At 58.4% G+C, this 25164-nt stretch carries 28 protein-coding genes; 24 read left to right on the plus strand and 4 right to left on the minus strand.

Annotation, left to right across the window (positions count from 1 at the left end):
- Nucleotides 1-5 precede the first annotated feature (5 nt).
- From ACLIIZ_RS08825 to ACLIIZ_RS08850, 6 genes are read left to right on the plus strand one after another with little or no spacing between them, the layout of a single operon-like run.
- Entirely contained in the window at nucleotides 6-566 is a 561-nt protein-coding gene (locus tag ACLIIZ_RS08825; RefSeq protein ID WP_416691733.1) for a hypothetical protein, read from the plus strand.
- Complete coding sequence (locus ACLIIZ_RS08830) at nucleotides 563-1585, plus strand: efflux RND transporter periplasmic adaptor subunit (RefSeq protein ID WP_416691734.1); 1023 nt, start codon at nucleotides 563-565, stop codon at nucleotides 1583-1585. Before ACLIIZ_RS08825 ends, ACLIIZ_RS08830 begins: the two co-directional genes overlap by 4 nt.
- Before the next feature lie 10 nt (nucleotides 1586-1595).
- Nucleotides 1596-1817, plus strand: coding sequence for a GDCCVxC domain-containing (seleno)protein (locus ACLIIZ_RS08835; RefSeq protein ID WP_465221444.1), 222 nt, complete (start codon nucleotides 1596-1598; stop codon nucleotides 1815-1817).
- 3 nt (nucleotides 1818-1820) lie between these two features.
- On the plus strand, nucleotides 1821-4940 hold the full coding sequence (locus ACLIIZ_RS08840; protein WP_416691736.1) for an efflux RND transporter permease subunit: 3120 nt from the start codon (nucleotides 1821-1823) through the stop codon (nucleotides 4938-4940).
- A gap of 25 nt (nucleotides 4941-4965) precedes the next feature.
- Entirely contained in the window at nucleotides 4966-5352 is a 387-nt protein-coding gene (locus ACLIIZ_RS08845; protein WP_416691737.1) for a hypothetical protein, read from the plus strand.
- Between the two features lie 14 nt (nucleotides 5353-5366).
- Nucleotides 5367-5750: a hypothetical protein gene (locus tag ACLIIZ_RS08850; protein ID WP_416691738.1), complete on the plus strand. Its 384-nt coding sequence runs from the start codon at nucleotides 5367-5369 to the stop codon at nucleotides 5748-5750.
- An 85-nt stretch (nucleotides 5751-5835) separates the two neighbouring features.
- Here ACLIIZ_RS08850 and ACLIIZ_RS08855 read toward each other — a convergent pair whose 3' ends face one another.
- On the minus strand, nucleotides 5836-7236 hold the full coding sequence (locus ACLIIZ_RS08855; protein WP_416691739.1) for a heavy metal sensor histidine kinase: 1401 nt from the start codon (nucleotides 7234-7236) through the stop codon (nucleotides 5836-5838).
- A complete protein-coding gene (locus tag ACLIIZ_RS08860; RefSeq protein ID WP_416691740.1) occupies nucleotides 7233-7910 on the minus strand; it encodes a heavy metal response regulator transcription factor in 678 nt (225 codons plus the stop codon). Before ACLIIZ_RS08860 ends, ACLIIZ_RS08855 begins: the two co-directional genes overlap by 4 nt.
- Nucleotides 7911-8080: 170 nt before the next feature.
- Here ACLIIZ_RS08860 and ACLIIZ_RS08865 point away from each other — a divergent pair, with 170 nt between their 5' ends.
- From ACLIIZ_RS08865 to ACLIIZ_RS08945, 17 genes are all read left to right on the plus strand, one after another.
- Nucleotides 8081-8365 (plus strand): hypothetical protein, encoded by a 285-nt coding sequence (locus tag ACLIIZ_RS08865; RefSeq protein WP_341744113.1) that lies wholly within the window; start codon nucleotides 8081-8083, stop codon nucleotides 8363-8365.
- Nucleotides 8362-9801: a TolC family protein gene (locus tag ACLIIZ_RS08870; protein WP_341744112.1), complete on the plus strand. Its 1440-nt coding sequence runs from the start codon at nucleotides 8362-8364 to the stop codon at nucleotides 9799-9801. Before ACLIIZ_RS08865 ends, ACLIIZ_RS08870 begins: the two co-directional genes overlap by 4 nt.
- Before the next feature lie 13 nt (nucleotides 9802-9814).
- Entirely contained in the window at nucleotides 9815-11224 is a 1410-nt protein-coding gene (locus tag ACLIIZ_RS08875) for a multicopper oxidase family protein (protein WP_416691741.1), read from the plus strand.
- A 29-nt stretch (nucleotides 11225-11253) separates the two neighbouring features.
- Nucleotides 11254-11916 carry a c-type cytochrome gene (locus tag ACLIIZ_RS08880; protein ID WP_416691742.1) on the plus strand — a complete coding sequence of 221 codons (663 nt, stop codon included), beginning with the start codon at nucleotides 11254-11256 and terminating at the stop codon, nucleotides 11914-11916.
- A gap of 96 nt (nucleotides 11917-12012) precedes the next feature.
- Complete coding sequence (locus ACLIIZ_RS08885; RefSeq protein WP_274739097.1) at nucleotides 12013-12453, plus strand: DUF411 domain-containing protein; 441 nt, start codon at nucleotides 12013-12015, stop codon at nucleotides 12451-12453.
- Between the two features lie 21 nt (nucleotides 12454-12474).
- Nucleotides 12475-12837: a copper-binding protein gene (locus ACLIIZ_RS08890; protein ID WP_416691743.1), complete on the plus strand. Its 363-nt coding sequence runs from the start codon at nucleotides 12475-12477 to the stop codon at nucleotides 12835-12837.
- Between the two features lie 143 nt (nucleotides 12838-12980).
- Complete coding sequence (locus ACLIIZ_RS08895) at nucleotides 12981-14189, plus strand: TolC family protein (protein WP_232422798.1); 1209 nt, start codon at nucleotides 12981-12983, stop codon at nucleotides 14187-14189.
- On the plus strand, nucleotides 14186-15775 hold the full coding sequence (locus ACLIIZ_RS08900; protein WP_416691744.1) for an efflux RND transporter periplasmic adaptor subunit: 1590 nt from the start codon (nucleotides 14186-14188) through the stop codon (nucleotides 15773-15775). The genes ACLIIZ_RS08895 and ACLIIZ_RS08900 overlap by 4 nt, the downstream gene beginning before the upstream one ends.
- A gap of 11 nt (nucleotides 15776-15786) precedes the next feature.
- The gene (locus tag ACLIIZ_RS08905) at nucleotides 15787-18921 is read left to right on the plus strand and encodes an efflux RND transporter permease subunit (RefSeq protein WP_416691745.1); all 3135 of its coding nucleotides are present in this window, start codon (nucleotides 15787-15789) and stop codon (nucleotides 18919-18921) included.
- Complete coding sequence (locus ACLIIZ_RS08910) at nucleotides 18918-19304, plus strand: c-type cytochrome (protein ID WP_014237665.1); 387 nt, start codon at nucleotides 18918-18920, stop codon at nucleotides 19302-19304. The genes ACLIIZ_RS08905 and ACLIIZ_RS08910 overlap by 4 nt, the downstream gene beginning before the upstream one ends.
- 35 nt (nucleotides 19305-19339) lie before the next feature.
- Nucleotides 19340-19666 (plus strand): hypothetical protein, encoded by a 327-nt coding sequence (locus ACLIIZ_RS08915; protein ID WP_157870639.1) that lies wholly within the window; start codon nucleotides 19340-19342, stop codon nucleotides 19664-19666.
- Between the two features lie 101 nt (nucleotides 19667-19767).
- Nucleotides 19768-20070, plus strand: coding sequence for a hypothetical protein (locus ACLIIZ_RS08920; RefSeq protein ID WP_226444026.1), 303 nt, complete (start codon nucleotides 19768-19770; stop codon nucleotides 20068-20070).
- A 5-nt stretch (nucleotides 20071-20075) separates the two neighbouring features.
- Nucleotides 20076-20333, plus strand: a complete 258-nt coding sequence (locus ACLIIZ_RS08925) for a hypothetical protein (protein ID WP_341744103.1) — start codon at nucleotides 20076-20078, stop codon at nucleotides 20331-20333.
- Between the two features lie 76 nt (nucleotides 20334-20409).
- Nucleotides 20410-20658: a hypothetical protein gene (locus ACLIIZ_RS08930; protein WP_226444022.1), complete on the plus strand. Its 249-nt coding sequence runs from the start codon at nucleotides 20410-20412 to the stop codon at nucleotides 20656-20658.
- A gap of 44 nt (nucleotides 20659-20702) precedes the next feature.
- Nucleotides 20703-20945: a hypothetical protein gene (locus ACLIIZ_RS08935; RefSeq protein WP_014237662.1), complete on the plus strand. Its 243-nt coding sequence runs from the start codon at nucleotides 20703-20705 to the stop codon at nucleotides 20943-20945.
- 8 nt (nucleotides 20946-20953) lie between these two features.
- Nucleotides 20954-21592, plus strand: a complete 639-nt coding sequence (gene flgB / locus ACLIIZ_RS08940) for a flagellar basal body rod protein FlgB (RefSeq protein WP_014237661.1) — start codon at nucleotides 20954-20956, stop codon at nucleotides 21590-21592.
- Nucleotides 21589-22893 (plus strand): HD-GYP domain-containing protein, encoded by a 1305-nt coding sequence (locus ACLIIZ_RS08945; protein WP_416691746.1) that lies wholly within the window; start codon nucleotides 21589-21591, stop codon nucleotides 22891-22893. Before flgB ends, ACLIIZ_RS08945 begins: the two co-directional genes overlap by 4 nt.
- Nucleotides 22894-22908: 15 nt before the next feature.
- Here ACLIIZ_RS08945 and copK read toward each other — a convergent pair whose 3' ends face one another.
- The gene (gene copK, locus ACLIIZ_RS08950; RefSeq protein ID WP_295008758.1) at nucleotides 22909-23187 is read right to left on the minus strand and encodes a periplasmic Cu(I)/Cu(II)-binding protein CopK; all 279 of its coding nucleotides are present in this window, start codon (nucleotides 23185-23187) and stop codon (nucleotides 22909-22911) included.
- A gap of 107 nt (nucleotides 23188-23294) precedes the next feature.
- The gene (locus tag ACLIIZ_RS08955; RefSeq protein ID WP_014237658.1) at nucleotides 23295-23687 is read right to left on the minus strand and encodes a CzcE family metal-binding protein; all 393 of its coding nucleotides are present in this window, start codon (nucleotides 23685-23687) and stop codon (nucleotides 23295-23297) included.
- Nucleotides 23688-23980: 293 nt separating this feature from the next.
- Here ACLIIZ_RS08955 and ACLIIZ_RS08960 point away from each other — a divergent pair, with 293 nt between their 5' ends.
- The gene (locus ACLIIZ_RS08960) at nucleotides 23981-25075 is read left to right on the plus strand and encodes a DNA-binding protein (protein ID WP_416691747.1); all 1095 of its coding nucleotides are present in this window, start codon (nucleotides 23981-23983) and stop codon (nucleotides 25073-25075) included.
- Nucleotides 25076-25164 lie beyond the last annotated feature (89 nt).

Raw genomic sequence — 25164 nt, forward strand, 5'->3', positions numbered from 1 at the left:
CGAACATGAGAACAACAAACACGCTTGCCGCTGTGGGATGGGCCGCCTTAATCGCCTTGGTGGCATCTTCGGCCTGGGCCGGTGACGGGCACGACCATGGCGAGGCGCCTGCTTCATCCGCCGGTCCGGCCGCGCCACGTTTTGCGGCAACGTCCGAAACCTTTGAACTGGTCGGCGTCGTCAATGGCAAGCAACTGACGCTCTATCTCGACCGCTATGCCGACGGCAGCCCGGTCAAGGACGCCAAGCTCGAACTGGAACTGGGTGGCGTCAAAGTCCCCGTCGAACCGCATGCCGAGGGTGAGTTCGAGGCGACGCTGGCGCAGGAACTCAAACCGGGGGTCGTATCGGTTGCGGCGACCGTCATTGCCGGCGAGGAAACCGACTTGCTGGCCGGTGAACTCGACATGCACGAGGAGGCGCATGCCGAAACGACCGCCCACACCCATGGCTGGAAGGAATACGCCTTGTGGGCCGGTATCGCCGGCGGGGCCCTGTTTGTTCTAGCCGCTTTGTTGCGCCGCCTGCACGCTTCCCGTAAACCGCATTTCGGAGGTGCCGCATGAAGCCCCGTCAGTTATTGAGCGCCCTTTGCCTATCCCTGTCGCTATCTGCAATGCCGGCAGTAGCCGGTGATGGCCATGACCACGGCGACGCCCCGCCCGCTGCCAGCGGCAATGGCCCCAAACGCCAGCCGGACGGCAGCGTCTTCCTGCCCAAACCAGCGCAACGCCAGATCGGTGTTCGTACCCTGCTGGTTGAGCCCGGCGAACTGCCCCGTACCCATGAACTGGCCGGCAAGGTGGTCATGGACCCGAATGCCGGTGGCAAAGTGCAGGCCATCGTCGCCGGCCGTGTCACGCCGGGGCCACGCGGTCTACCGTTGCCCGGCCAACAGGTCAAGAAGGGCGAGGTGCTCGCTTACGTGACGCCGGAAGTCGGCGGCAACAGCCGTTCCCTGGCCGAAAGCCGCCTGCGCCGCCTACGCGAACTGTCCGACACCGTGCCACGCAAGGTCATTGAGGAAGCAGAAGCCGCCGTGGCTAACGAGCAACTGGTGGCGCCGGTCAGCGGTGTTATCGCCTCGGCCAACGTCGTCTCCGGTCAGGTGCTCGAAGCCCGCGAAACCCTGTTCGAGATTGTCAATCCGGAACGCATGCTGATCGAGGCGCTGGCTTTCGATATGGCCATCGCCAGCGATGTGGCCGGGGCCTTTGTCGCCGTTGGTGAGCAGAAGCTGCCACTACGCCTGGTCGGTGTCGCTCGCAGCCTGCGCGAGCAGGCCCTGCCGCTGACCTTCCGGGGTGAAGGCGGCGCTTTGGCGGCCTTGGCCGTCGGCCAGCCGGTTCGGGTTTTCGTGCAGACACGCAGCACGGTGCCGGGCATCCGGGTGCCGGCAGCGGCGCTGATGAAGAACCCGGCTAACCAGAGCATCGTCTGGGTCAAGACGGCGCCGGAACGCTTTGAGCCGCGCACGCTAAGCGTCGAGCCGCTGGACGGCACCCACGTGGCGGTGACCAGCGGACTGAAAGCCGGGGATCGGGTTGCCGTCCGCGCTGCGACCCTGATCAACCAGGTCCGGTAGAGGGATGACGATGGAACCTATTCTTGACTCCACCCTGACCTGCCCGATTTGCGAACTGTCGGAAAAACTGCGCATGCCTACTGATGCCTGCTTGTTCTTCCATGAATGTTCAGGTTGCCAAACATTACTCCGACCCAAACCGGGTGACTGTTGCGTCTTTTGCAGTTATGGCGACGTGCCATGTCCGCCGATTCAGCAGCAATCGGATTGCTGCACACGGCGGGGGAGCTAAACCATGTTCAAGTGGCTTCTCGACAACAGCCTGGCCAACCGCCTGCTGGTCATCATCGCCAGCCTAGTGCTGATGGCTTATGGGGCATTCACGCTCTCGCGCACGCCGGTGGATGTGTTTCCCGACCTCAACAAACCGACGGTCACCGTCATGACCGAATCCGGCGGCATGGCCGCCGAGGAAGTGGAACAACTGATCACCTTCCCGCTGGAAACGACCATGAACGGTCTCCCTGGTGTGGAGAGCGTGCGGTCGGTGTCCAGCGCCGGTCTCTCTTTCATTTATGTGACCTTCAACTGGAAAACAGAGATTTTCCGGGCCAGGCAGATGGTGTCGGAACGTCTTTCCTCGATGGAGGAAGGCCTGCCAGCGGGTGTCACGCCACGCATGGGGCCGATCAGTTCGATCATGGGCGAAATCATGCAGATCGCCATTCCCATCGACACGGCGAAGATTTCACCGATGCAGGTCCGCGAATACGCCGACTGGGTGCTGCGGCCGCGTTTGATGGCCATCGCCGGTGTGGCGCAGGTGATCCCCATCGGCGGCGAGGTGCGCCAGTTCCAGGTGCAGCCGAACACGACCCGCATGGCGGAACTGGGTATCACACATGAGCAGTTGACCGGGGCGCTCAAGGGCTACTCGGCCAACACCTCCGGCGGCTTCCTTGAACTCAACGGCCGCGAATACCTGATCCGCCATCTCGGCCGCACGTCGCGCCTCGACGACCTGAAGAACCTGGCGCTGACGGCCCGCCACGGTCAACCCGTTTTGTTGCGGCAAATTGCCGACGTGACTTTCGCACCCGCCATCAAGCGGGGTGACGCGGGTTTCGAGGGCAAACCGGCGGTGATTCTGGGCATCCAGAAGCAGCCGACGGCGGACACCATCCATCTGACCCGGAGCATCGAGGCCGCAGTGGAGGATCTGAAGAAATCGCTGCCGGCCGGTATGGAGGCGCCCAAGGTGACCTTCCGCCAGGCGAGTTTTATCGAGTCGTCGATCAGCACGCTGCAAGGCAAGTTGATCGGGGCCTCGGTCTTCGTCGCCGTCATCCTGTTTTTCTTCCTGGGCACCTTGCGCCCGACGGTGATCGCGCTGACCGCGATCCCGGTGTCGATTTTCATGACGGCGCTGGTCTTCGACTACTACGGCCTGTCGATCAACACCATGACGCTGGGTGGCTTGGCCATCGCTATCGGCGGCCTGGTCGATGACGCCGTGGTTGGTGTCGAGAACGTGCTGCGACGGCTAAAGGAGGACCGGGCCAAGCACCACGATCACCGGATGCATCCGATTGAACTGGTGGCCCATGCGACGATGGAAGTGCGTTCGGCCATCCTCTACGCAACGATCATCATCGTGCTCGTCTTCCTGCCGCTCTTCGCGCTGCCTGGCATGGAAGGCCGGTTGTTCGTACCGCTCGGCATTGCTTTCATCGTTTCGACACTGGCTTCGCTGGTGGTGTCGGTGACGGTGACGCCGGTGCTTTCCTTCTACCTGCTGCCCCGCATGAAGTCGCTCGATCATGGCGACACGAAACTGCTGGCCTGGCTGAAGGCGAGCTATGGCCGCAGTTTGCAGACGGTGCTCAACCGTCCCAAAGCGGCGTTGGCAGCTGGTGCCGTCGCCATTTTGCTGGCAGCAGTCGCGGTGCCGTTCTTCCCCAAGACCTTCCTGCCGCCCTTCAACGAGGGAACGCTGCTGATTGGCATGCGCCTCAACCCCGGCGTCACGCTGGCCGAGTCGTCGGCGCTGGCGCAACAGGCCGAGGTGCTGGTCAAAGCGGTGCCGGAAGTCGTGCACGTCGGGCGACGCAGCGGCCGGGCGGAACTGGACGAGCATGCCGAAGGTGTTCACGTCAGCGAACTGGATGTCGGCCTGAAGCCGGCGTCCGAAATGACGCGTTCAATGGGCGAAATTTCGGCCGACATTCGCACCCGCCTGATCAACCTGCCGGCGGCGATTGCCATTGGCCAGCCCATCTCGCACCGCATCGACCACATGCTGTCCGGTGTGCGTTCGCAAATCGCCATCAAGATTTTTGGCGACGACCTCGACACGCTACGCGGTCAGGCCGACGCGCTGCGCGGCAGGCTGGCCGGTATTCCGGGCATTGCCGATCTGGAAATCGAGAAGCAGGTGCTGGCCCCGCAGATCAAGGTCAGCGTCAACTATGCGACGGCCGCGCAATACGGCGTGCCGACGCCACAGATTCTGGCGACGCTGCAAAGCTTGGTTGAAGGTGAAAAGGTAACTCAGGTCGTCGAGGGCGGCCGGCGCTTCGCGCTGGTCGTGCGTTTGCCTGAGTCATCCCGCTCGTTGCAAGGGCTGGGGCAGATTTTGCTGGAGACGCCCGGCGGCCCGATTCCCTTGTCAAAAATCGCCACCATCGAGGACGGCGACGGGCCGAACCAGGTCAGCCGCGATGACGGCAAACGGCGCATCGTGATTTCGGCCAACGCGCAAGGACGGGCGTTGTCCGAGATTGTCGAGGACATCCGCAAGGTCGTCGGCGACAGCAAGCTGCCGGAAGGCTACTTCATCACGCTGGGCGGACAATTCCAGGCGCAGGAAGAGGCTTCGCGGTTGGTTGGCCTGCTCTCCATCGTCTCGCTGGTGCTGATGTTCGTGGTGCTGTTCAGTCGCTACAAGTCGGTCGTGCTGTCGGCGCTGATTATGGCCAACATTCCGCTGGCGCTGGTTGGCGCAGTGCTCGGCTTGTGGATTTCCGGGCAGCCGCTGTCGGTCGCCGCACTGGTCGGTTTCATCACGCTGGCCGGTATTTCGGTGCGTAACGGCATTCTCAAGGTCAGCCACTACATCAACCTGATGCGCATGGAAGGCGAGAACTTCGATCACAAAATGATCCTGCGCGGCTCGCTGGAACGTCTCGCGCCGGTCTTGATGACGGCACTGGTAACGGCCTTCGCGCTGGCGCCGTTGTTGTTCGAGGCCGAGCGGCCGGGCACGGAAATCCTGCATCCCGTGGCGGTGGTCATTTTCTCGGGCCTGATCAGTTCAACCCTGCTCGACACCTTCCTGACGCCCGCCATGTTCTGGCTGTTTGGCCGCAAGGATGTGGAACGCCTGATGGCCGACCGCGATGCCGGTGCGCTTTGATTTTCAATTCACAAAAGGAACCCTCATGAAACCGATACATTTTATTGCCGCCATCTTACTTGGACTCTCCGGACTCACCTTCGCCGCAGGTGGCCATGAACATGGCCACGAGCACAAGCCACTGCATGGCGGCATTGTTGCCGAGGTTAAAGATATGGATTACGAACTGGTCGCCAAGCCAGAGCAGATTCAACTGTTTCTCAGAAACCACGGCAAGGCGGTAGACGTCAGCCAGGCTTCGGCCAGAGTCACATTGTTGTCGGGTGCAGACAAGCAGGAAGTCGAACTGAAACCAAATGGTGACAGGCTTGAAGCCAATGGTTCCTTCAAAACGGCAGCAGGTGCAAAGATCTTGGTTACCGTGACCTTTGCCAGTAGAAAAATCTCGACCGCACGATTTACGCTTAAATAATCAGGAGTAACGCCATGAAACTTGTAATGACAATCGTTTGTGCCTCGCTATTGGCCGGCTGTGCTACGACTTTTTCATTGATTGATAAGTCGGATGGATCGATTGATGGTAATGCGAAATTAGAAATGAAAATTACAGGAGAGCACACTGCATCTGTAATGCTTGACGGCAAGCCGTACGAAGGACAATGGGAGCATAAAGGGTGCTCTGTGGAGATTTGCTCCAAGTACGAAACCATGACGTTTCGCCATAATCGACATAGCACCCTGAACAAAGCAAATCTGGTTGCCGCAGATGGTGCTCGACTTACCTGTGAATGGGTGAGCCATCTTGGCAAGTTAAACGGGGCCTGTTTTGATGAAAAATCAAAGAGCTATCTGATCGAAAAAACGGATTGAGTCTCTGTCCAAAGCCCATGCAGGTTCTGGATGCTCCAAGCTTTGAGTGCAGGAGCACCAGTTCCTTGTTGATTGGAAAGCGCTATTATCGGGGACTGGGCAAAGACACGGTGAAGCGCGTTCTTTCCTCCTCCGACTTGACGTTTACACTCCCTCCGTGAGCAACCACAATTGATCGTGTAATAGCCAATCCGAGTCCGGAATTTTCCGTGGTCCGCTGACGAGAGCTATCAACCCGATAAAACCGGTCGAACAGGCGTGGCAGATGTTCCGTCGGAATCTGGTTGCCGGTATTTTCTACGGCAATTTGCGTCATGTAATCATCAGTTTCGCCAATTTTCACAGTGACCACTCCACCATTCGGCGTGTGGCGTAGCGCATTGGACAGCAGGTTACTGACAGCGCGGCGCAGCATCAATCGGTCTCCAGAGATTTGGCCGCCACCAGAGAGTGACAAGACAATCGACTTCTCTTCGGCTAGCACATCGTAATACTCCAGCAAATCGCCAATTTCCTCGGCGAGATTTATCGTTTCCTGGTTGGGGATGATTTGGTTATTGTCGGCCTTTGCCAGGAAGAGCATGTCTGAAATGGTTCGCGACAGGCGCTCGAACTCTTCCGCATTCGACGCCAGGATGTCCCTATAGTCGTCCGCCGAGCGTGCTTTCGAAAGCGTGACCTGGGTCTGGGTCAACAGATTGCTGACCGGCGTTCGCAACTCATGGGCCAAGTCCGATGAAAAATCCGACAGACGCTGAAAGGACTCTTCCAGGCGCGAAAGCATGCCATTCAGGGTATCGGCCAAATCAGCTAATTCGCGTGGGATGGCTTCGACCGGCAAGCGGGTATGCAGGCGATTGGCGGTAATCTCGGCAGCCTGGCGCTTAATGGCCAGCAACGGCAATAGGCCGCGCCGGACGACAAACCAGCCGAGCAATCCCATCGCCAGGGTTGCCATGCTCATAAACCCCCACAAGGTCTGGCGGAAAGATGTCATGAAGTGCTCGTGATGGGTGATTTCTGTGGCAATTACCACGGTGTAACTACCACCGCCATTGGTGCCAAGCTTGACCATCGAGGAAATTCCCCGCCATGGCTGGTCGTCGTTGCTGATCCATTTGACGGGCTGCTCGCGCTTAGGTGCCGCGCCAATGCTTAGTAGATCCTGCGGAAAGACCATGGATTCGTTGGCATACAGCGTTTTGCCATTCTGGTCATAGACAGCAACGATCAACCCGTGGTGCCCCGTCAGCGCATCGTCCAATTGCTGGGTCAGCGCCTCTTTCGGCTGACTACCCGGATCTCGTTCCAGGATATGCCTCGCCAACTGCATTTTTCCATTCAACACATCCAAGTCTTGCTCTTCGAAGTGGCGTTCAACCGCATTGCCAATAAGCAGGCCAAGCAGGAACAGCACAAAGGCCGATGCCAGCGCAAACAGCAGGGTCAGGCGAAGCGTCAGCGACGGGCCGCGAGTCGGGGTCAATCGGTAATCTCCAGAACATAGCCCATGCCACGCACTGTTCGAATCAACTTGGGTTCGAACCCGTCGTCAATCTTGACGCGCAGGCGCTTGATCGCGACCTCGATAACGTTCGTGTCGCTGTCGAAATTCATATCCCAGACCTGGGAGGCGATCAATGAGCGAGGCAACACCTCACCCTGACGGCGCAGCAATAATTCGAGCAAGGCAAATTCCTTGGCGGTCAGATCGATACGTTTGCCCGCCCGATTGACCCGGCGGCGCAGCAAGTCAAGTTCGAGGTCCGCAGCGCGCAGAAACTCGGACTCCTTGGCTTTACCCCCCCGCCGCAACAGGGTTCTGACCCGAGCCAAAAGTTCGGAGAAGGCAAAGGGTTTGACCAGGTAGTCGTCAGCGCCCAGTTCCAGTCCCTTGACCCGGTCTTCGACTTGATCGCGTGCCGTCAGAAACAGCACCGGCATTTCCTTGCCGGCCCGGCGAATGCCCTGCAATACCTGCCAGCCATCGATGCCCGGCAGCATGACGTCAAGGATCGCCAAATCATAGGCCTCTGTCAGCGCCAGATGCAGCCCGTCGAGGCCGTTGACGGCCAAATCCACGACGAAACCCGCCTCGACCAAGCCCTGCTTGAGGTAGGTGCCGGTTTTGGTTTCATCTTCCACCACAAGAATTTTCATTGTTCTCTCCACCAATCATTGGCTATTGATGGCGCATTTTCCGTCGCTTTTAAAGGCTAATTGCCTAGATTACGGAAATGTAATCCGCAAGTCAGCAAGATGTTGGTTTGGCGAAAGCATGATGTCGATCATCGGGGCAAAAGACTCCGCATATTCCCAATGGAGGCATCATGAAAATCATGGCGTTAACGGTCGCGCTCGCCGCGACACCCGCCTGGGCCGATTCCCATCCGCCCAAGGAACCGATACCCGAAACACCCTACCAATCGGCTTTCGCGGATTACAAACCGTTCCAGGATGAGACGCTGCATGACTGGCGTCAGGTCAATGGCGAGATGGGTCGCCTGCGCGGACACATGGGGCATCTTGAAACCGGCCAAGCGGCTGGACAGCCAGCCCATGAGCACGGAAACCCTGCTGAACGCCCCTCACAGGCGACCGGAGATAAGCCATGACGTCCGCTCTCTCTTTGTTGCCGATGCGTCGCGGAAAACTGCTTGTCGCCACCGTCGGAATTCTCGGTTTGGCCGGTTGTGCCACGTTTTCGGACGATGGTGGGTTCGGCCGTGTCGAGCAAACGACCCGCGAGCGTCTGGACAAGGACGTCCAATGGGCGCGCAGCGATGCGGAGCGCTCGACACTGCAGGCCCGGGTCGGCGAACTGCTCGCCAATCCGCTAACGGCGGATGACGCGATTCAGCTTGCGCTCTACAACAATCGCGGCTTGCAGGCGGCGTTTTTCGACCTGGGGATCGGCGAGGCCGAACTGGTACAGGCGGGACGCTTGCCCAATCCTCATTTCTCGATGTTGCGTGCCAGCAAACCTGAGAACGGCATCCGTGAATACAAGATTGAACAGGCGCTGACCTTCAACATCTTCGCCCTGATCACCATGCCGCTGGCGGTCGAGGTGGAGAAACGCAAATTCGCCCAGGCGCAGCAACTGGCGGTGATCGATGTGGCCCGCCTGGCCGCTGAGGCCCGCCAAGCTTATTACACGGCGCTGGCTGCCGAGGAGTCCGTGCGTTACCTGCGTAAAGTCAGGCAGGCCGCCGAGGCAGGTGCCGAACTGGCCCGGCGCATGGCGTTGGTGGGCAATTTCAGCAAACTGCGCCAGACTCGCGAGCAAGCGTTCTATGCCGATGCGGCTTTAAACCTGGCCAGATCGGAGCAGTCGGCAATCGCGGCACGCGAACGCCTTGCGCGCGTGCTGGGCCTGCCTGATCGCAATGCCATTCGCCTGCCCGAACGACTCCCCGATTTGCCCAAGACGATCGACGAGTTGCCGGGTGTCGAGCAGGCGGCGCTCGACAAACGCCTCGATCTGCAGGCAATCCGCCTCGAAACCGAGGCGCTGGCGAAGAATCTTGGCCTGTCCAAGGCGACCCGTTTCATCAACGTTCTCGAAGTCGGCCCGGCCCGGGTGCTCGAAGGCGCACGCGACAGCGGCTACAAGAAAGGCTACGAAATCAGCTTCGAATTGCCGATTTTCGATTGGGGTGGTTCCAAGGTGGCCAAGGCTGAATCGATTTACATGCAGGCGGTGGAGCGTGCCGGCGAATCGGCAATCAATGCCCGCTCGGAGGTTCGTGAGGCCTATCACGCCTACCGAACCAATTACGACATTGCCCGCCATTACCGTGACGAGGTGATCCCCCTCAACAAGCGGATTTCGGACGAGAACATGCTCCGCTACAACGGCATGCTGATTGGCGTTTTCGACTTGCTCGCTGATGCCCGGACGCAGATCGGTAGCGTCAACAGCTATATCGAAACCTTGCGCGATTTCTGGATCGCTCGCGGTGATTTGGAAATGGCGATGATCGGCAAGCCGTCTTTGAATGCTTCGGCCCGAGCCACCATTGCGGTCACCGGCCGCGCCGACCATTAAGGGGACATCCATCATGACCACACGTCGCGATTTTTTCAAAAACCTTGGCATGGCTGGCGGTGCCGTGGCGGCTGCCTCTGTCAGTTCCGTCGCGCTTGCCGCGTTGCCCGAACTGGTGTCCATGGACAACCCGGACACGGCATCTCCACTGACTCCGCCCAACGGACGTCCCTACAATCCGGTCGTCACCCTTAACGGCTGGACTCTGCCTTGGCGCATGAACAACGGCGTCAAGGAGTTTCATTTGGTTGCAGAACCGGTTGTCCGCGAAATCGCTCCCGGCATGAAGGCTCACCTGTGGGGTTACAACGGACAAAGCCCCGGCCCGACCATCGAGGTGGTCGAGGGCGACCGGGTACGTATCTTTGTGACCAACCGGCTGCCGGAGCACACAACCATTCACTGGCACGGCCAGCGCTTGCCCAGCGGCATGGATGGCGTGGGCGGTCTCAACCAAAAGCAGATTCCGGTCGGCAAGACCTTCGTCTACGAGTTCGTCGCGCGTCGCCCCGGCACTTTCATGTATCACCCGCACGCTGACGAGATGACGCAGATGGCGATGGGCATGATGGGATTCTGGGTGACCCACCCGAAAGAGCGCCACCCGCTTATCGAAACTGTCGACCGCGACTTCTGCTTCCTGTTGAATGCCTACGATATCGACCCCGGCAGCTACACGCCCAAGGTCAACACGATGCTCGATTTCAACCTCTGGACCTGGAATAGCAGGTCATTCCCCGGGATCGACTCGCTCAACGTCCGCAAGGGAGACAAGGTCCGCATCCGGATCGGCAATCTGACCATGACCAATCATCCCATGCACCTGCACGGACACGAATTTGTCGTCAGTGGCACCGATGGCGGTCCGACGCCAATCGGCTCGCGTTGGCCCGAGGTGACCACCGACGTGGCGGTCGGCCAGATGCGGCAGCTTGATTTTCTCGCTGACGAAGAAGGCGACTGGGCTTTCCATTGCCACAAAAGTCATCACACGATGAACGCCATGGGGCACGACGTGCCGACCATGATTGGCGTTGATCACCGAGGCGTCGTCAAGCAGATCACGGACTTGATACCCGACTACATGGTGATGGGGGAACGCGGGATGGCCGACATGGGCGAGATGGAAATGCCCATCCCCGACAACACGCTGCCGATGATGACCGGCCAAGGCCCTTATGGTGCGGTTGAAATGGGGGGCATGTTCTCCGTCTTCAAGGTCCGTCGCGACCAGAAACCAGGCGACTATCGCGATCCGGGATGGTACAAACAGCCAAAAAACACCCAAGCCTATGAATGGACCGGACCGGTGGCGGCCGCAACCCGCAGCCACGATGCCGGCAAGGGCGCGATGCGCCCAGCGGGCAAAGCGCAATCCCAGGAGGTCGTGGTCAGGAAGCCTGGCAGCCACGGCCAACACTGAAATCACACCCATATCGCAGGAGATTTGTCATGAACAAACTACTCTTGGGCGCTCTGGCTACCATCGGCTTGGGCGCGGCAACGGCTGGGATCGTCGTCGTGGCCGGCGTCGTCGATGTCGGTGCCGACACCCCCCACAGTTCATTCACCTACCAGGCGCTGACGTTTGCCCGCGAAAGGGCCATTGCCAGCCGTACGGGTGAAATCCAGATCCCGGCTGATCTTGCCGATCCCGAGCGCGTGCGACGCGGGGCCGGCAACTATGCTGCAATGTGCGTCAATTGCCATTTGTCTCCGGAAGCGCCAGATTCGGAGATTCGCAAGGGGTTGTATCCGACTCCCCCCAATCTTTCCGAAAAACCGGCGGCGCAATCGTCACGTGACGCTGCCCGCGATTTCTGGATCATCAAGCACGGCATCAAGGCTTCCGGTATGCCGGCCTGGTCGAAGGGCGGCATGGAGGATGAGGCCATTTGGGACCTGACGGCCTTCCTGCAAAAGATACCTTTGCTGTCGGCGACCGCCTACGAGCAACTGGTGGCAGCCAGTGACGGTCATTCCCATGGCGGACTGGAAGGCCACGAGCAGGGGCATGGAGGCCACGAAGAGGCACCAGCAGCCCCGGTCGAGGAAAAGCCGGTGGCCAAGGGCAAAAATGCGCACAGCCATGACCACGGAGCGCACAAACATTAACCCCATAAAGATTACAAAAATGTAATCCGACGGACAGCAAATTGTTGGCGTCGGCTATCCATACTGACGCCACTCGACTGACACAGGAGCTTCGCCATGCGTAACCCCTTTCTTGTTCTTGCTTTGAGCTCCGTCCTCGGCGCCGGCCTTTCCACTGCCGTGGCGGCCGGCGAAATGGTGGATGTTTACAAGAGCCCGAATTGCGGTTGCTGCGGCAAGTGGGTCGATCATCTGAAAAATGCGGGCTTCGAGGTCCGCTCGCACAACGTCATGGACGTCCCGGCGGCCCGCAAACAATTGGGGATGCCCGATCGGCTGGGCTCCTGCCACACCGCCAAGGTGGCCGGCTATGTGGTCGAAGGCCATGTGCCGGTTGCCGACATCCAGCGTCTGCTCAAGGAAAAACCGAAAGCCCTCGGCATCGCGGTGCCGTCGATGCCGCCAGGATCGCCGGGCATGGAAAGCCCGAGACCCGTCCCCTACAACACGCTGCTGGTCCAGGCCGGTGGCGAAACCAGCATCTTTGCCAAACATTGATCCCCCAAACAGGAGAAACTCATGAAAGCACTTATCACCGCCTCACTGATCGCCTTTTCCACCCTCGGCGCCGTTTCTGCCCAAGCTGCAAGCGACCATGCCGGGCATGCCGGGCATGCCGGGCATGCCATGGCCTCGCCGAGCGCCGCGTCTGCTGAAATGCAGATGATCGACGCTCAGGTCAAGAAAGTGGACAAGGCAGCCGGCAAAGTAACCTTGTCGCATGGCCCACTGACCAACCTGAACATGCCGGCGATGACCATGGTACTCAAGGTTTCCAATGTCGCCTGGTTGGACCAGATGAAAACCGGCGATAAGATTCGCTTCATGGCCGAAAACGTGAATGGTGCCATCACCGTCGTCCATTTCGAACCCGCCAAATAACCCAATCGACTGACGGCGAGACGGTGCTTACCTCTCGCTGTCAGCATGCTTCATAAAAACAAATATTGCAGGGAGGTCGCATGCGCCGACTCAGGCCGTTACCCATTTTGATCCTGGCGCTTGCCACCGCCTTTGGGTCGCCCGTGCTTGCCCAAGACGCCGCCCTTGGTGCGAACGTGGACAGCCTGATCAATTATGCCAAGACACGCAATCCGGAGTACGCCGCGATGCAGGCCGAGGCCGAAGCGTCAGGCGAGCGGGTGACGCCGGCCGGTGCCTTGCCCGACCCGAAGTTTCGGACCGAGTTGCGTGACATAACGCGGATGGGCGAACAGAGTGCCACGCTAGCCCCAAATCGCGTCGGCAGCACCCGTTACTTGCTGATGCAGGACATACCCTGGTTCGGCAAGCGTGACCTGAAGCGCGAAATCGCCGAGCTTGAAGCCGACGGCGCCAAGGGACGTGCGTTGGGCACCTGGGCCGATGTTGCCGGGCGGATCAAAGTCAATTTTGCCCAGTTGTATTTCGTACACCGCAATGAGCAACTGACCCGGGAAATCCTCGACCTGATGACCCGCCTGGAAAAAGTCGCCCAGGTTCGTTATTCCGGCGGCCTGGCGGCGCAGCAGGATGTTATCCGCGCCCAGGTTGAGCAGACCAACATGCGCAACGAATTGATTGCGCTGGAAACCGAACAGCACCACCTGCATGCCCGGCTGAATGCCTTGCTGGCCCGCCCAAGCAATGCGCCCTTGCAGGAACCAGCGCAGTTGCGCAAGCTGCCGACTCCCGTGGCGCTGGATTACGCCACGTTGGAAGAGCGCGTGCGAACCCGCAACCCGCAACTGTTCGCCGACGAATCGAAAATCAAGGCCGCCGAGAAATCCCGCGACCTGACCTACAAAAACCGCTATCCCGATTTTACGCTGGGCGTATCCCCCATCCAGTACCAGAGCGCCATCAAGGAATGGGAGTTGATGGTCGAGCTGAATATCCCGCTGCAGCAGTCTTCGCGCCGGGCGCAGGAGCGAGAATCGGAATCGATGCTCAATGCCGCCCGCTCGCGCAAGGAAGCCACTACCAACCAAGTCTCCGCCGAACTGGCCGAGGCCCTGGCTGGTATCGAAGCCGCCCGCCGCACGGAAAACCTGCTGGCCAACAGCCTACTGCCGCAGGCCGAACTGACCTTCAAGGCGGCGCTGGCCGGGTATGAGACCGGCAAGGTCGATTTCGCCACCTTGCTCGATGCCCAGCGCCAAATCCGGCAGGCCCGACAAAACCAGCTTAAGGCCCAAGTCGACGCCCAGATGCGTCTGGCCGAAATCGAACGTCTTTTAGGGGAAGATCTATGAACAAGGGTGCAGGACTGACCATCGGCGTTATTGCCGTTGCTGTGGCTGCCGGTGGTGGTTACTGGCTGGGCGGACGTGGCGGCGCTTCCCATGGCGATGCGGCACCGGTCACCAGCGCCCCGGCCGAGCCGGCCAAGAAAGAGAAAAAGCTGCTGTTCTACCGCAATCCGATGGGACTGCCCGACACCTCGCCGGTGCCCAAGAAAGACCCGATGGGGATGGATTACATCGCGGTCTATGAGGGAGAGCAGGACGACGATCCGGCATCTGCCAACCAGATAAAGATAAGCACCGAAAAAGTACAGAAACTGGGCGTTCGAACCGAAGCCGCCCAATTGCGCATCCTTGACAAGGTGGTACGCGCCGCCGGTCGGATCGAGCCGGACGAGCGCCGCATCTACGCGATTTCTCCTAAGTTCGAGGGCTACGTCGAACGCCTGCACGTCAATGTCACGGGCCAGCCGGTCAGCAAGGGGCAGCCGCTGTTTGAGGTGTATAGCCCGGAATTGGTTTCCGCCCAGCGCGAATACGCGATTGCCGCCCAAGGCGTCGAATCGCTGAAGGAAGCCGGCGGCCAAGCGCGGGACGGCATGAAGCAACTGGCCGATTCAAGCCTGTTGCGTCTGAAAAACTGGGATATATCGGAGGAGCAGGTCAAGGCGCTGGCAAAATCCGGTGAAGCACGGCGCACGCTGACTTTCCGCTCACCGGTCGCCGGCATTGTCACCGAAAAGAAAGCCCTGCAGGGCATGCGTTTCATGCCGGGCGAGGCGCTTTATCAGGTGGCCGACCTGTCGGCGGTCTGGGTGGTGGCTGACGTCTTCGAGCAGGACATCGGTCAGGTCAAGACCGGTGCCAAAGCCAAGGTCAGGATCAATGCCTACCCGGACAAAGTGTTCGAAGGGACGATCACCTACGTCTATCCGACCCTGAAGGCCGAGACGCGGACGGTACCCGTGCGAGTCGAACTGCCCAATCCCAGTCAGTTGCTGAAACCGGCCATGTTCGCCCAGGTCGAGTTGCCGGTCGGGGCCAAAGGAGAGGTCGTCACCGTACCGACCTCGGCCGTGATTGACAGCGGCACCCGCCGCATCGTGCTGGTCCAGGCCAAGGAAGGCCGTTTCGAGCCACGCGAGGTTAAATTGGGGCAACGCAGTGACAACCATGTTGAGGTGCTCGAAGGGATCAAGGATGGCGAGCCCGTGGTGGTTGCCGCCAACTTCCTGATTGACGCCGAAAGTAACCTGAAGGCGGCGGTCGGCGGTTTCGGCCATGCCAGCCATGGCAGCCAACCGAAGCCGGAGTCAGCCAAGTCGGCAGCTGTTGGGCATCAGGCCGAGGGCACGGTGGAGGGTTTCGACACCAAGGCAGGTCTGCTGACGCTCAATCACGGGCCGGTCGCCAGCCTCAAATGGCCGGGCATGACCATGGAGTTCCAGGTCGCGACGCCGGCGCTGTTGAGCGGACTCAAACCGGGTGCAACGGTGGCCTTCGAGTTTGTCGAGCGCAAACCCGGTGAATGGGTCGTCACCAGCATCAAACCGATGGCTGGCAAAGTGGCGGCCAATCCCCACGCAGGCCACTGACAGGGGATACCATGCTCGCCAAAATCATCGAATGGTCGGGACGCAACCGCTTCCTCGTCCTCCTGGCTACACTTTTCGTCATTGTCGGCGGTGTCGTTGCGGTCATGAAAACGCCGCTCGACGCCTTGCCTGATCTCTCAGACGTACAGGTCATTGTCTACACCGAATATCCCGGGCAGGCACCGCAAGTAGTTGAGGATCAGGTGACCTATCCGCTGACAACGGCCATGTTGTCGGTACCGAAGTCCAAGGTCGTGCGCGGCTTCTCCTTCTTCGGCGCGTCCTTCGTCTACATCATCTTTGAAGACGGTACGGACATTTATTGGGCGCGGTCCCGTGTGCTGGAATACCTCAACTTTGCCGCCGGCCGCATGCCCAAGGGCGTCACACCGCAAATCGGTCCGGACGCCACGGGCGTCGGTTGGGTCTATCAATACGCGCTGCTCGCCAAGGACAAGACGCTGGCCGAACTGCGGACGCTGCAGGACTGGTATCTGCGCTACCAACTGACCAAGGCGCATGGCGTCGCCGAAGTGGCTTCGATTGGCGGCTTTGTCCAGACCTACCAGGTCACGGTTGATCCGGTGAAGTTGCGCGCCTACGGCATTCCGCTGGCGGCGGTTTCAAAAGTCATTCGGGAGTCGAACCGCGATGTCGGTGGTCGTGTCGTCGAGATGGCGGAAACTGAATACATGGTACGTGGCAAGGGCTATCTGCGGGGCACGGTTGATATTGAAAACCTGGTGGTCAAGTCACAAGGGGGAACGCCCGTCCTGGTCCGTGACATTGCCCGCGTCGAACTGGCGCCGGACGAACGGCGTGGCCTCACCGAATTGAATGGTGAAGGCGAAGTGGTATCCGGTATCGCCATGGCGCGCTACGGGCAGAACGCGCTGGAAGTCATCCATAACCTGAAGGAAAAGATCGGCGAGATTTCTGCAGGCCTGCCGGAGGGTGTGACGATCCAGACGGTCTATGATCGTTCGGAACTGATTCACCGTGCGATTGACACCTTGACGCGCACCTTGGCGGAAGAAAGTCTTATTGTCGCACTGGTCTGCGTCGTCTTCCTGATGCACATGCGCAGTGCCTTGGTGGCCATCCTGATGCTGCCGGTCGGGGTGCTGATTGCCTTTATTTCGATGCGCTTGCTGGGGATGAACTCGAATCTGATGAGCCTGGGCGGTATCGCCATCGCCATTGGGGCGATGATCGATGCGGCCATTGTGATGATCGAAAACGCCCATAAGCACATCGAGCGTTTGCCGGAGGACCATACCCACGGGGATCGCATCGAGGCAATGATTGCTGCCTGCAAAGAGGTCGGCCCCGCGCTGTTCTTCTCGCTGCTCATCATCACCGTTTCCTTCCTGCCCGTCTTTACGCTGGAATCCCAGGAAGGACGTCTGTTCTCGCCCTTGGCCTACACCAAGACCTTCTCGATGGCGGGCGCGGCTTTGCTTTCGGTGACCTTGGTGCCGGTGCTGATGATGCTGTTCATTCGCGGCAAAATCATGCCGGAATCGAAGAACCCGGTGAATCGTTTCCTGATCTGGGCTTATCGTCCGATCATCGCCGGCGTCATGCAATGGAAAAAGACCACCATTGTTGCTGCGCTGCTTGCTCTGGTGGTCTCGATTTACCCGGCCAGCAAACTGGGTTCCGAGTTCATGCCGACGCTGAATGAAGGCACGTTGTTCTACATGCCGGCCTCCTTGCCCGGAATGTCGATCACCAAAGCAGCGGAACTGTTGCAGACCCAAAACAAAATCATCAAGAGTTTCCCGGAAGTCTCCTCGGTTTATGGCAAGGCAGGACGTGCCAACACGGCAACGGACCCAGCGCCGACGGAAATGTTCGAGACGGTGATCAACCTGAAGCCGGAATCCGAGTGGCGCCCGGGCATGACGACCGACAAGCTGATCGCTGAAATGGACAAGGCACTGCAGTTCCCCGGTGTCTCGAATTCCTGGACGATGCCGATCAAGGCGCGTATCGATATGCTTTCGACTGGCATCCGGACGCCGATCGGGATCAAGGTGTTCGGCAAGGATCTCAACGAGATGGAGCGGCTGGCCCGTGAAATCGAGACGGTCGTCAAGACGGTTCCGGGGACAACCTCGGCTTTCGCGGAACGGATTACCGGCGGTTTTTACTTGAACATTGAACCGGACCGCACGCAGTTGGCCCGCTACGGGTTGGCGGTCGGCGATTTGCAGGATGTCATCGGCCAGGCCTTGGGCGGCGAGATGGTCACCACGACCGTCGAGGGGCGCGAACGGTTTGGCGTCACCGTGCGCTATCCGCGTGAACTTCGTTCCGATCCGCAGCAGATTGCCCGTGAGGTGCTGGTGCCGACCATGGAGGGGGCAATGATTCCGCTCGGCCAATTGGCCCGCGTCGAGGTGGCCAAGGGAACGCCCGGCATCCGGACTGAAAACGCGTTGCTTTCCGCTTATATCTTCGTGGACATTCGCGAACGCGACATCGGTGGCTATGTCGCGGATGCCAAGAAGGCAGTGGCAGAAAACGTCAAATTCCCACCGGGTTACTACGCGACCTGGAGCGGCCAGTTCGAATCCATGGAGCGTGCGATCGAGAAAATGAAGATCGTCGTCCCGGTGACGCTGTTGATCATCTTCTTGCTGCTTTACCTGAATTTCAAGCGACTGACCGAAACCCTAATCGTCATGCTGTCGGTGCCCTTCGCGCTGGTCGGCGGCGTCTGGTTGATGTGGTTGCTCGGTTACAACCTGTCCGTCGCCGTCGCCGTCGGCTTCATCGCCCTTGCCGGGGTTGCGGCGGAAACCGGGGTCATCATGTTGATTTACCTCGATCATGCTTGGGAAGAACTAAAGGCCAAGCGCCGCACTGAAAACCAGGCGCCAACGCTGCATGATCTCTACGAGGCCATCATGGAAGGCGCCGTCGAACGGGTACGGCCGAAGGTGATGACCGTCGTCGCCATCATGGCCGGCCTGCTGCCCATCATGTGGGGTACCGGCACCGGTTCCGAAGTCATGAGTCGTATTGCGGCGCCGATGGTTGGAGGGATGATTTCATCGACGGTGCTGACGCTCGCGGTCATCCCCGCCATCTACGCCTTGGTCAAGCAGTGGCGAATGAAACAGGGGATGGAGCAATGAGGCGCAAGCGTTTGTTTTGGATTCCTGCATCGCTTCTTGTGCTGCTGCCCAGCCTTGCCCTGGCTCAAGGCTGGAGCATTCCCAAACCTGGCCCCGGCCTAATGCCCAATCCCGTCATGGGCAAGGCGCTGTTCGCCAATCACTGTGCGGGCTGTCATGGCGGCGACTTGAAGGGATCGGAAAAGGGACCGCCCTTGCTGCACAAGATCTACGAGCCGTCACATCATGCAGATGCGGCCTTCCAGTTGGCCGTGGCCAACGGTGTGCGGGCCCATCACTGGAAGTTTGGTGACATGGCCCCCGTGAAAGGTGTGACGCCAGACGACGTCGCCCATATCACCGCCTATGTGCGGGCTGAGCAGCGGAAGGTTGGCATCCAATAGCGGATGGTTCGAACAAAGCACTATCAGGGGGGAAATTGTCCAAAGAAGACAATTCAATGCGACCGTTTGAGGATGCCGTTGCCATTCTTGTGGTGCTCACCACCGGTCTGAGAGACCATCATCGCGATGCCTTCGATGCGGCAAGGGCAGATCTGTTGCGACTGACGCAAGGCAAGGCATCCGCGCTGGCTTATGTGCGTCGGATTGTCGCTGCCGAACTGAACGGCCCCCATGACTCTCAGTGGCAGGTTTCTGCAGCAGAATTTGAGAGGCGGAGGCAACAAGTCTTTCAGGGGCTAAGCGCCCAGACTCAAGAAATAATCGCTCTCTGTGAGCAGCACGGCAACAAGCTGACGGAATAGTGACCGGGTTGTAATGCTCCCGTTATGGGCGCGACAGCTACCAACAGGCAAACTTCTCCTCGTGAGGCAATGGGCCTTGATCGTGCCACAGGGAGAAAATCATGTCCGTACCCAATTCGTTCGCAATTTTCAACACATCCCCCGACTTCCATTTGGATTTGCTTTCCCAGTTACTTCGCGTGAATCTCGACTGTTTGGAAAAGATGGTTTCCACGCAGTTTTTTCCGCTCAAGGAACTCATTGAGCGAACCTCATTGCTTTCTCTGGATGATTCAGGGCAAAGCAGGGCATGGTGGGCTGCTGTCGGCTATTCCTCCATCGAGTATTGGAAGACATACACCCTCGATAGTTTGGAATACCAGCACCGGGTTTTGCAGGCGCTGGCCCAACATTCGACAAAGTGAACTCGATGATGAGTTCGTCGGGGTCGGTGCGCTGGCAAGATTCTTCCGGCAAGGCCATTGCCTGTACGGAAAAAATCAAGGTGCTCAATGAGAACCTGGATGAACTTCGCCAGATGGCCCAGGATGCGCTGGAGGACGGAATTTTGATGGGGTGTTGCGAACGGCAATTGCGCGATGCGCTTGCCGACGCAATCGTGCATTTGGTGAATCCGTATTTGGCCATGCTTCCTGAGAACAATGTAATCGACAAGTCACCTTGTTGACAGTGACAGAAGCACAAACTGTATCTGTCCACTCGATTCGGACCGTTGAAATCCCCAAAACTCAGGAGTCAAGATCATGAAAATCTCTTCCCTCATCGCCGCCGTTCTTTTCGCCGGTGCCGCCATGTCTGGTGCCGCTTATGCCGATGACAAGGCAGGTGCCCCGAAAGCCGCCGAAGGACAGGCTGACAAGGCTGCTGCCAAGCCGCATTCCCATGTCCAGGAAAAAACCGGCATGCCGCAAAGCATGCCAGATGCCAAAGCCGAGAAACCCAAGGCGGCCAAGGATCAGAGCAAGCACTACCATCCGCGAGATGGCAAGTAACCGTCCCGCAAAGGCCCCGAAATCGGGGCCTCGGTATTTCAGCCATGGATATCCGCAAGCCGGCAGAGCACGGCGATCGATGTGTATGTCGCACGCTTGCGCTTGCGGTCGGCAGTGACCCGAAGATGCTGACCTACAACTATTGTCGAACAGTGCTTCAGAAACGCTGGATTGTCGAATGCAATCATGGATGCCTTGCAGAGCCGGCCGTGGCGGCCAGCGATCTGAAATGGCATGACGGCGGCCAGATCGATCCGGTGAAGGCCATCCTGATCATGAACGAGTAATCGCTGCCATGGCGGGACTCCCATCCATTCCCCCGTCCGCCAACACTCCGTTACCTTCGGTTCAAGGTGGACATGAGGGGCATGGAGGAGCGCCGGGCAACATTGACAACGGAGTGTTCTCCGAAGCATTAAATCAGGCGATTGCCCAAAAAGCCAACACCCCCGGTGCCGGCCACGGTGCTCATGGCGGACAATTTCCCGGAATGGCATCCAACACGGCATCTGCCCATCCGAACCACTTCTCAGTCGGGCAAGGGGGTCATGCCGGCCATGATTTTCAGCAGAAAATGCTGGGGGTCCGTGTCTATCGGCAGCAGCTTCTGGCCTCGAACATCGCCAACGCCGATACGCCTGGCTACAAGGCCGTCGATATTGACATCGAAGAAGCCGCCCAAATCGTCAAAGGTGTATCGGGATCGCTGCCATTGGCTACCACCGCTACTAGCCATCTGTCAGGGGGAGTGCAGGCACCACCATTCCCCCTGAAGTACCATGTACCGTATCAAACTGCTGCCGATGGCAATACGGTGGAAATGGATACCGAGCGACAGAAATTCTCGGAAAATTCGCTGATGTACCAGTTTTCCCTGGATCGCGTCAGCGGGCATTTCAAACACTTCATGGAATTGCTGCAGAATTTAAGATGAGAACCTTGGCGCTTCCTGAAACCCCCCGGCAATTGCGCCGCATGTTGGCGCGGCGCCTCGGTATCGGTGCGCTTCTGGTTGGCAGTCTCGCGGGAGGTCTTGCCTACTGGGTCGAATCGTATCGCGTAGAACAGCGCACCCTTGAGCGCGCCATAGCGGGGGTCAGGCATTTCGAGTCGCCCGCCATGCAGATGACGGTCAGCGGAGAGAAAGGTGATGGCCATTCCGCGATAACTCAGTTGCTGACCGATGAGTTTGTCGGGATTCGAGTTTTTGCGCCCAATACGGAGATGGTGTTTGATGCTTGGCGGCCAATCCCCGAGGCACTGAAAGAGATCGCCCGACAACAGCGCCATCCATGGCCGACACCTCCCGGCAGCCATAGCAAACGATTTTCGGTGGCGGGCGAAGAACTGGTTCAGGTCATTCTGCCGATGAGCACCAATGATGGCCGACTTGCCGGCTATGTTGAGGGAATCACCCTGGTGTCCCGCTCGGCGCTGCACGAGAGAGAACAGCAGATTCGCGGGGCTGTGCTGACGGCCTCGATATCTGTATTCGCAGCAGCGCTGTTGCTTTACCCGTTAATGTCAGGACTGCTGGGCCAAACGGTGGCATTGTCGTCTCGTCTCCTGGAGTCCAATCTTTCGTTGCTGCGTTCCCTTGGAAACGCCATCGCCAAGCGTGATGCGGACACCGACGCCCATAACTACCGGGTTACCTGCTATGCGGTCACACTTGCCGAAGCGCTGGGCGTTGGCAAAGAAACCATTGCCGAACTGGTGCTGGGTGCCTTTCTGCACGACGTTGGAAAAATCGGCATTCCGGATCAGATTCTGTTGAAACCGGGACGGCTGACCAGCGAAGAATTTCAGATCATGCAGACCCACGCCATGCTGGGCATCGAGATCGTCGCTGGCAATCCGTGGCTGGCTGGCGCAGAGAAGACCATCCGGCATCATCACGAACGCTTCGACGGAAAGGGCTATCCGGATGGTCTCATTGGCGAGGCGATCCCGCTAGCCGCACGGATTTTTGCCCTGGTCGACGTGTTTGACGCATTGACATCCGTTCGCCCGTACAAGCCAGCCTTGTCATTGGAAGAGACGTTGAGCATCATGGAACGGGAAGATGCCCAGCATTTCGACCCCAAGATTCATGCCGTCTTCCGGCAAGTTGCTCCGGTGCTATACGCACAAGGCCAATCCAGAGATCATGCCCAATGGAGTCAGGAATTGAAGGCGATGCTTGAACGGTATTTCAAAATGAGAACGACTCCCGAAGGAGCCGCTAAAGGATGAGGCAAATGGCGTCTTTTAGCCGCGATGGTATTTGTGCAGCAATTCGTCAACGCGCCAAATTTCGTTACCGTTCATGATGATTTTTTTGCCATCCTTGGTTTCCATTACGTGGCCGGACTCCATGTAGGTTGCGCGACCATACTTGTCTTCCATCCCCATCTTGCCGTCTTTGAAGATATAAACCGTCGAGCCGTCTTTGAGTTCGATGGACTTCTCAACTTGGGATGCATCAACGGCATAGGCGGAAACACCCAGAGAACTCAGGGCTAGGATTGCGAGCATTTTCTTCAACATGTTCATCTCCTTAGAAAGTGTTGTACTGCAATGTGAATAGTAGGGGGGGGCTCCTGACAATTTGCCAACTGCTGGATGACGATTCCGTCACCCAGCAGTCAGGTTAATCAACCGCCCTGGTAGGCAGGGTTTTCGGTCACATACACGGTGATACCATCAGCGCCCGATACGATCTTGGAGAGCGGGAAGGAGGCGGTACCCAACGTATCGAAGGTCCAAACGACACTCTTGCCACCAAGATTGATCTTGATGGTCTCCAAGCGGGTGACGTTCAGATACTTGCTTCCGCTAGACAGCGTGACTTCGCGATCGGCATTTCTCGACGCAGCGTAGCCATACGGGGCCAGTTGATTGGCTGTGGGCGCGCCCTTGGCTTCTGAAACATGACTCAGCCAATGATTGGTGCCAGCCTCGGAATAATCCTCGTGAGCGTAGCTCGTTCCAGCTGCAGCAAAGCTAATCGCTGCAATCAGGGCCAGTTGGGAAAATTTCGTTTTCATGGTTCTCTCCTTGTGAAATCGGGTTAATCGTGTCGGACTCATCTCGTCCAACCGTGATGCCATCTTAGGATTCCGATACCAACAAGAAGCTGACCCCTGCGTTACGTTTTTGAAAGTTTTCGTACGAAAATTGTCAGGAAGCAAACCGTTTATTTCGTTCCACTCTTACATGAGTTTTCCGCTCGATTGCTTATCACAACAAATAATCAACCATTATCACGTCTTATAAATCGTATTTCAGCCACCTTGAATTTCGAATATTTAGTATGTATTATCGTATTACGTAATACGGTATGAAATTCGAGGATGCCATGGCCAGAGCCGGAATCTACAAATCAGAAGTCGTCAGAGCGCGTAACAACCTGTTGGCGATGGGGCGCTATCCATCGATCGACGCCATTCGCAGCGAGTTGGGCGATACCGGCTCGAAAGGCACGATCCACCGCTACCTGAAGGAAATCGAGGAAGAGGAAGGCGGCAGCGCCGGCAACCAGGTCGCGGTCAGCGAAGCCATCCAGGATCTGGCCGCCAGGCTGGCCGAACGCTTGCATGAGGAAGCTGATCAGCGTTTGGCGGCGCTGACCGAAAAGCACAAGGCGGAAACTACCGGGCAGAACGACACCATCTCTGCGTTACGTAATGAAGTGGAATCCTTCCGCAGCCAATCTGAGCGTCTAGCCGTAGAGTTTGCGGCAGAAAAATCGGCTCATGCCGAAACCCTGGCCACGCTTCAGGAGGAGAGAGTTCTTCGAGCACAAATGGCTCAGCACATCCAGGACATGGAAGGGCAACAGACGAAAGAGGAAGCGCACCGTATCTCGTTGGAAGAAAAGCACCAGCATGCCAGAGAGGCACTGGAGCATTTCCGCACGGCGGCGAAGGAACAACGGGAGCAGGACCAGCGGCAGTTCGAGCAGCAGATTCAGTTCTTGCAGGGCGAACTGCGTGCAGCCAAGGAAACGGTGAACGCGAAACAGCAGGAACTCATCCATAGCCATCAGGATAATGCCCGTCTTTCCAGCGAGCAGGCCCATCTTCGTAGCGAGTTACATCGTTTGGAATCTGAGATTCGTCCGCTGCGTACAGCCCGGGAACATCTGGCTGTTTCCGAACTGAAGAATCAACAACAGGAAGAGCGTCTGGCCCAGCGTGCCGCACGCATTGATGAATTACTCGTGGAAAACCAAAGCCACGCAGAAAAGTTACAGGATGCGAATCAAGCCGGGCTCCGCCTGGCGACAGAGTTGTCCGCAGCAAAGGCAGTATTGGCCAGCCACGAACAAATCCTGCAAAGGCTCACCGTCAGTCAGGCACCAGCAACAAAAGGCGGCGGGCATCGCAAGGGGGATGCCGAAAACCAAGAGCCGCTCTTTGACCCGGAGAAGTAATCAGGGGGGATATCCGCCACAGTTGAGCCACAAGTCCGGTTGGCACCATCAGTCGAAATCGTTGATGCCAGATTTCTACGCTAAATCCA

It is taken from the genome of Azonexus caeni (assembly GCF_048146105.1).
Taxonomy (GTDB): Bacteria; Pseudomonadota; Gammaproteobacteria; order Burkholderiales; family Rhodocyclaceae; genus Azonexus; species Azonexus aromaticus_B.